This is a genomic window from Pseudolysinimonas sp. (assembly GCF_031389465.1).
In the GTDB taxonomy this organism is placed as follows: domain Bacteria; phylum Actinomycetota; class Actinomycetes; order Actinomycetales; family Microbacteriaceae; genus Pseudolysinimonas_A.
The window spans coordinates 1-6,281 of record NZ_JANMSQ010000070.1 but is presented as its reverse complement, the minus strand read 5'-3'; the positions used below and the strand labels follow the sequence as shown (position 1 = coordinate 6,281).

Annotated in this window: 5 protein-coding genes; 2 read left to right on the top strand and 3 right to left on the bottom strand. The window is 67.3% G+C overall.

Annotated features, from left to right (window positions below; all coding sequences use genetic code 11):
• On the bottom strand, positions 1–2,714 hold a 2,714-nt coding region (locus tag RMO30_RS02745; RefSeq protein ID WP_309709196.1), incomplete at its 3' end, for an efflux RND transporter permease subunit.
• Between the two features lie 126 nt (positions 2,715–2,840).
• Positions 2,841–4,262 (bottom strand): PLP-dependent aminotransferase family protein, encoded by a 1,422-nt coding sequence (locus RMO30_RS02740; protein WP_309709193.1) that lies wholly within the window; start codon positions 4,260–4,262, stop codon positions 2,841–2,843.
• A gap of 61 nt (positions 4,263–4,323) precedes the next feature.
• On the opposite strand from RMO30_RS02740, the gene RMO30_RS02735 reads away from it, so the two are divergent.
• A complete protein-coding gene (locus RMO30_RS02735; protein ID WP_309709190.1) occupies positions 4,324–4,971 on the top strand; it encodes a hypothetical protein in 648 nt (215 codons plus the stop codon).
• A gap of 97 nt (positions 4,972–5,068) precedes the next feature.
• Here the strand turns inward: RMO30_RS02735 and RMO30_RS02730 are convergent, their stop codons facing one another.
• Positions 5,069–5,842, bottom strand: a complete 774-nt coding sequence (locus tag RMO30_RS02730) for a MerR family transcriptional regulator (RefSeq protein WP_309709188.1) — start codon at positions 5,840–5,842, stop codon at positions 5,069–5,071.
• A gap of 118 nt (positions 5,843–5,960) precedes the next feature.
• Between RMO30_RS02730 and RMO30_RS02725 the strand changes: the two genes are divergently transcribed.
• Positions 5,961–6,104, top strand: coding sequence for a hypothetical protein (locus RMO30_RS02725; protein WP_309709185.1), 144 nt, complete (start codon positions 5,961–5,963; stop codon positions 6,102–6,104).
• Positions 6,105–6,281 lie beyond the last annotated feature (177 nt).

Here is a 6,281-nt window from a genome sequence, read left to right as displayed (position 1 = left end):
CCGATGATCGACGCGATCCCGAACGGCACACCCGACGCGATCTGCAACAGCAGCGCACCCGTCGCGGCAAACGGGATCGATACGAGCAGCAGCAGCGGCTGCCGCAGCGACCGGAACGTCGCGACCATGATCGTGTAGACGATGAGGATGGCGGCAAGCAGCGCGAGGAAGAGCTGCGAGAAGCCTTCCGCCTGATCGGCCGCCACACCGCCGACCGAGGCGTTCACGCCGTCGGGCAGGTCGGCGTCGGCGATGACCTGCTCGAGTGCCGGCGTGACGACCGCGAGGTTCTGAACCGACGGCGTGACCGTGATGGTGGCGGTGCGGATGCCGCGTTCGCTTGAGATCGTCGCGGGGGCTTCGACTTCTTCGACGGTGGCGAGGTCGGAGAGCGGAACAAATCCCGCCGCCGTCGGAATCGGGAAGTCGCGCAGCTCCTGCACCGTGACGGGCGCGTTCGGGTTCGTGATGTAGACCGACAGCACGGTGTTGTCGATCGTGACCGAGCCGACCGCCGCGGGCAGCATCGCCTCGGCGACGATGCCGCCGACCGCGATCTCGCTGAGTCCGGCATCCGCCGCCTTCTGCCGGTCAACCTCGATCGCGAGATACGGCTGGGTGACCGCGAGGTTGCTCTCGGCCTGGGCGGTGATGTCGAGAGCCTGAACGTCGGCGAGCAGCTCTTGGGTGGCCGCGGCGAGCTTGTCGGGGTCGGCCGCCCGTACCTCGATCTCGACGTTGCTGCTGAAGCCTCCGCCGCCGGAGCCCACCGAGAGCTCTCCGGCACCATCGATGCCATCGAGCACCTCGGTCACCTCGAGCCGCAACTCTTCCTGATCGAAGTCGGGGTCGGTGGTGATCGAATAGGTCGCATCGGCGCCGCCTCGGAAGAGCGAGAGCACCGACGCTCCATCGCTGCCGATCGACACCTGAACGACCTCGACACCGTCGATGTCGAGCAACGCGCCTTCGACCGTCGCGGCGGCTTCGTCGATCGTCGCGAGGTTCGACCCGGCCGGAAGGGTCTGGCTGACCGAGATCGTGTTCTGCCCCTGGTTGCCCACAAAGTTCGTCGGCGTGACCGACACAAGCCCGACGGTGCCAGCGAGGATAGCCGCCGCCGCACCCAGCGTGATGACCGGATGCCGTAACGTCCAGCCGAGCGCGGGAAGGTAGGAGCGCTGCAGCGCGTTCGGCTTCGCAAGTTCGTCGTTCGCCGACTCCAGCACTCCGATCGCCTTCGGTGCCCTGAGGAACCAATAGGCGAGCACGGGCACGATCGTCAGCGATACGAATAGCGAGGCGACGAGCGCGATCGTGATCGTCAGAGCAAAGGGTCGGAACAGTTCGCCGGTGAGGTCGCTGACCAGGGCGATCGGCAGGAACACCGCGACCGTCGTAGCGGTCGAGGCGGTGACCGCGGTGGCGACTTCGCGCACCGCCGTAAGGATCGCCGTCTTCTTTTCTTCGCCGAGCGAGAGGTGTCGCTTGATGATCTCGATGACGACAATCGAGTCGTCGACGACGCGACCGATCGCGATGGTGAGCGCACCGAGGGTGAGCACGTTCATCGTGTACCCAGTCGCGAGCATCCCGATGAATGTCACGAGCACCGACACCGGAATCGAGATCGCGGTGACAAGCGTCGAGCGCACCGACAGCAGGAACAGCAGGATGACGACCACCGCTGCAGTCAGGCCCAGCACGCCCTCGAGGGCAAGGCTTTCGATCGACTCCTCGATGAACGGCGCCTGGTTGAAGATTGTCGTGAATTCGGTGTTGGCGCCGATCACTTCGGCGAGCGCGGGGAGTGCCGCGGCGATCTCGTTGGCGACATCGACGGTGTTGGCCGCCGGTGTCTTGGTGATCGAGATGGTGAGCGACGGGTCGCCGTTGACACGCGAGATCGCGGTGATCGGGTTGGAGACGATCTCGACCTCGGCGACGTCGCCGATCGTGACCAGGTCCCCGTTGCCGCCGAGCAGCGGTAGCTCCGAGATGTCGTCGGCCGCGGTGAGCGCGGATCCGGCCTGCACAATGAGTTCAGAGTCGCCCTCGTCGATGACGCCGGTCGCGAGCAGCACGCCGTTCTCGTCGAGCGCATCCCGGATCGCCTGGGTGCTCAGCCCTTGGACGGCGAGCGCCGTGAGGTCGGGAGTGATCGTGACGCGCTGACCACTCGCGCCGGAGAGTGACGCCTGGCCGACCCCGGGCAGGTTCGACAGGTCGACGATGGTCTGGTCGCGCAGCACTGCCGAGAGCTCGTCGGCGTCGAGGTCGCTGGTGACACCGAGCACCACGATCGGAAAGTCGCTCAGCGAGAAACTGACGACCTGCGTGTCGACGGCGGCGGGGAGCTGGTCTTGGATGCGGTTGAGCGCGAGCTGGATCTTCTGTTCGGCGCGGGCGAGGTCGGTGCCGTAGGTGAATGCAGCGGAGACGGTCGAGATGCCGGCGCCCGAGGTCGCTGCCGTCGACTCGAGACCGTCGACACCCTGGATGGCGGCTTCGATCGGGGTCGAGACGTCGGCCTCGACGACATCCGGGCTCGCGCCGCGGTAACTGCTGATCACCGTGAGCTGCGGCAGCGTCACCGAGGGGAAGAGCTCCTGCTTGAGGGAGGTGAGCGCGATGCCGCCGAAGATGCCGATGACGATCGTGAGCAGGGCGATGAGTGCGCGGTTACGCAGGCTGAACACCGAAAGCAGGTGCACGACGGGCTCCTAGAGGCTGTGAAAGGACATGGATGCACGCCGCCGTGCTACCGAAGTCAGTATCGCAATGGGCCTCAGCGTGCCCGTACTCCCGCGGGATGAATGCGCCTGATAGAAGGCTGCGAACTAGACGACCTGCGCGTAGTCCCCGTCGGTGACGGCGAGCGGGGTGCGGGTCACTGAACGCCAGGCGGCGGCGAGCGCCTCCACCCCGCGGTCGATGACGTCGGGCGGGAACGTGAACGGGATGCGGATGAAGCGCTCGAAGACGCCCTCAACTCCGAAGCGTGCCCCCGCCGCGATGACGAGCCCCTCGGTGCGCGCGGCAAGGGCCAGTTGCGACGAGATAGGCAGCCCGATGTTCACCCAGGCAGCGATCCCGCCCGTCACCTTCGGCATCTGCCAGGTCGGCAGCACCTCGGCCAGGCGGCGGGCGAGATGGTCGCGGCTCGCCCGCAGATAGGCGCGCCGGTCATCCAGGATGCGGTCGAGGTCGGCGAGCAGATCGACCAGGATGAGCTGCTCGAGGATCGGGGTGCCGAGGTCGGTCATGAACCGGTTGCGCGCCACCCGCTGGATGAGTTCGCGGTCGGCGCGCATCCAGCCGATTCGGAGGCCGCCCCAGACCGACTTGCCGAGCGAGCCGAGCATCACCGCACGGCCGAGCGTGGCGAACGGTGCCTGCGCGGGTTGCCCGTCGAGTTCGAGCCCGCCGATCGTCTCGTCGATGATGAGCGTGGTGCCTTGCTCGGCCGCGAGGGCGACGATCCATTCGCGCTGCGCCCGCGGCATCGTGGCGCCCGTCGGGTTGTGGTTGTCGGGCATCAGGTAGGCGAGTACCGGACTGGTGCGCTGGAAGGCCTGTTCGAGCGCCGACTCGTCCCAACCCTCGGTGGGAGTCACCGGCACCGTCACCACGCGGGCCCCGGCCGACCGAAGCGCCTCGACCGCATGCGGGTAGCTCGGGGATTCGATGATCGCGCGGTCGCCCCGCGACAACAGGGTGTGGGCCAGCAGGGCGATTCCGTGCTGCGCGCCCACCGTGATGAGCACCTCGTCGGCATCCGTCGGTAGCCCGCGGGAGGTGTACCGGTCGGCGATCGCCTGACGCGCGAGCCGCATGCCGATGGGGTCGAAACCCGACTCGTCGAGGAACGACGGGAGCGCTGCGGCGGCTCGCTGAGCCGCGTCGGCGACGGCCGGATGCGCGGGCAGCACCGCCTTGCTGAAGTCGAGTTGGTCGGTGACGAACACGTCGGGTACGACGCCCCCGCGGGAGGGGAGGCGTGCCACACTGCCGGAGCCCCGGACGCTGTCGAGGTACCCGCTCGCGCGCAGGTCGGCGTACGCGGCTGACACCGTCGTGCGACTCAACCCGAGCTGCGCGGCGAGTTCGCGTTCCGCGGGCAGTCGGGTGCCGAGGGCGATACGTCCGTCGAGGATGAGCAGGCGCACGCGGTCCGCGAGGGCGGCGTAGGCGGGGCCGTTGGCGAGATCGCGCCACCCGACAATGAGGGCGGCGAGGGCGCGGGCAGACAAGGATGCCATCCAGCCACAGTAGCAGGATTGGCACCTTGCTCAAGTGCCAATATCGGAGTTGGCTAGCCACATGTTCGCATCGGCCCCCTCATCCGCCCTCTTCTGGGTGCGTCGTGGGGTCCAGTTGGTCGTTGGCCTCGTGGCCTACGGCATCGCGATCGCCCTCCTGGTACGCGCTGGCATCGGAGTTCCGCCGTGGGACGTCTTCGCCCAGGGGATCACCCGGCAGACCGGCCTCCCGTTCGGCCTCGTCGTCAACCTCGTGGGCGCACTCGTGCTCCTGCTCTGGATCCCGCTACGACAGAAGCCCGGCGTCGGCACGGTGCTCAACGTGTTACTGATCGGGCCGAGCGCCGAATTCGGGCTGTGGCTCGTGCCGCAGCAGACGGTGCCGGTGCAGCAGGTGGTCGTCTTCGCCGGCGGGCTCGCCTTGCTCGCACTCGCGACGGGCCTCTACGTCGGCGCCCGCCTCGGCCCCGGGCCGCGCGACGGGCTGATGACCGGGTTGCAGGCTCGCACCGGATGGCCGATCTGGGTCGTGCGCACCGGCATCGAGGTGATCGTGCTGCTCGTCGGCTTCGTGCTCGGCGGTCAGCTCGGCGTCGGCACGCTCGCCTTCGCGTTGCTCATCGGACCGATGGTCAACGTCACGCTGCCGCTGCTGCGCATCCCCGATCGACCGACCACCCCGACTGCCGTGAAGGAGGTATCCGCATGATCGCCGTGACGGTCTCCCTGCTCGCGCTCGTCGCGTGGGCCGTGGTGGCGACGATCGTCACCGTCGCCACCGATGGCTACAGCCGCGTTCGCACGCGTTAGAGGTTGCGGTTCGCGTACGACCGCATCGCGTCGCGTACGAACGTCGCCCCGGCCTCACCTCCGTAGTTCTTCGCGAACCGCGGGTCGGCGACGTACATCTCGCCGAGCCCAAGGAAGTACTCCTTCGTCGGTCCGGGCAGCGTCGCGCCGTCTTGGCCGTCGCCCGGGGTTCCCGGGATGCCGCGCAACCAGTCGAACTGGCGCTGCGCCAGGGCCTGCGCCTCGTCGCCGTCCGGACCGATGCCGCGCGTCGCTGCATCGGTCCAGTCGGCGCCCAGCCGCGACGCGGTCTCGAAGAATGCGGCCTTCGCGTCCGCGCTCAACCCGCGCCACCAGCCGTCGGAACTCGTGAACGCATCTCTGCCCCACCGTTCTTCGACCTCGTCCCGGTACTGGGTGTGGTCGAAACCGTCGAACATGTTCTCTGCCATGGGCTTCTCACCTCCGTTCAGGGTTTTGATCGTGGTCTCGACGCTGGCGATCTGCCGGTCGAGCCGACGCTGCTCCTCGCGAAGCCACGTCAGGTGGAGCGCCAGAGCGTGCCCGTCGTCACGCTGACCCTCGAGCACCTGGACGATCGCCGGGATGCCGAGCCCTAGCTCGCGCAACAGCAACACGCGTTGCAGGCGCACGAGGGCGTCGGCGTCGTAGTACCGATACCCGTTGGCGCCGACCCGGCTCGGCGGTACGAGACCCGTCTCGTCGTAATGACGCAACGTGCGGCTCGTGGTGCCAGCCAGCTTGGCGATTTCTTGGATGCTCCACTCCATGTTTCGACCGTAGAACTTGACGCTGCGTCAATGTCAACTCTCGACACTTGCGCGGGCAGAACTCGCGATATATCGTGACTTCTCGACACGCGATATATCGCGAGAGAGGACGGGGCACGTGTCCCAGCAGAAATGGCTCCTGGACGGACCGAAGACCATCGAGATCGACGGCATCCGCAAGCTCAAGGTCGGCCTCTGGTCGGTGCGGGTGTGGCGTGTCAGCGACGGCAAGCCGCCCCTGCCGCCGGCCTCCGCGGAATAGGCATTACCGTAGGATGGATTTGCAATCCGTCCATTCGCGGGCGGATTGGAAATCCGCCCTGCATAAATTTGATACTAACAAGCAGCTTTCCATGAATCCACCGGTTGCCAATTCGATCTTGCTGAACAATGTGCTGTGGTTTGGCTGCGTCACGGCGGTCGGCGTGGCACTCGTGGC